1 protein-coding gene and 1 pseudogene are annotated in these 796 nt (G+C 25.6%); both read right to left on the bottom strand.

Annotated elements, in window-relative coordinates; translation table 11 throughout:
- A pseudogene (locus GQX97_RS12910) lies at positions 1–533 on the bottom strand (nicotinate phosphoribosyltransferase); the annotation flags it as partial.
- Positions 534–556: 23 nt separating this feature from the next.
- On the bottom strand, positions 557–775 hold the full coding sequence (locus GQX97_RS12905; RefSeq protein ID WP_013244644.1) for an AtpZ/AtpI family protein: 219 nt from the start codon (positions 773–775) through the stop codon (positions 557–559).
- Positions 776–796: the final 21 nt, after the last annotated feature.

The following is a 796-nucleotide window of genomic DNA, read 5'->3' as shown; positions in this document are numbered from 1 at the left end:
CTAGTACCAAAATCAGAAAATTTAAATCCGCTTTCAGCCTTATATATAGGAAGTAATTTATCATCTAGCTTTTTTATTAAGTTTGATTCGCCTTGTTTATAAACTGCTTCTTCTCCATTAGTCTTACAAACAGTATAGTAATAATATATTTCACTAATCATAGCAAGYACAGGTATCTCCCAAATAATAGTTTGATACCATGGACCTTCTATAGAAACRGTTAATTTRTTATCTTCAAAAGAGGCATTAATATGTTCTTCTAATGGTCTRTATAATTTYAAAAACTCTATATAATCTCTCTTTATAAATCTAAGAGAAGCTAAATATTCAAGTTCATMTTTTTTGAATGAAAGATTRCAAAAATGCTTTATCTGCTTTAATAGCTCATCATGCATCTCTTTAGTCCATTCTAATATATTTCTGCTTCTAAAAATATATTTTACCCAAACATTAGAAAATTGCCTTAAAGCACATTGCTGCATTGTRAATTTATATAAATCAGTATCAAGCAAACTATTTATTATATTATCCATAAATAAATCCTTAAAAACTTTATCTATTTTTTATTTCTTTCTATAATTTTAGAAAGCTGATAAAGTCTGTATATGCCAGATATAAATCCAAAAAATATACCAGCTATAGTAAATAATGGAGAAGTATTAAATTTTTTATCAGCTAAATTTCCAACAAAAGCAAGTCCAAGTATTATACTTCCAAACTCAATACCTAAAGCCGTATATTTTATTCCATTTTTTATATTATTCTTGCTGTTCATAATTAAGCGTTGTAAAAATTA

Origin of the sequence: Brachyspira sp. SAP_772 (assembly GCF_009755885.1) — a bacterium.
Classification (GTDB): domain Bacteria; phylum Spirochaetota; class Brachyspiria; order Brachyspirales; family Brachyspiraceae; genus Brachyspira.
Note: the sequence above shows the minus strand (reverse complement) of the source record. Positions and strands in the feature narration are given on the sequence as shown.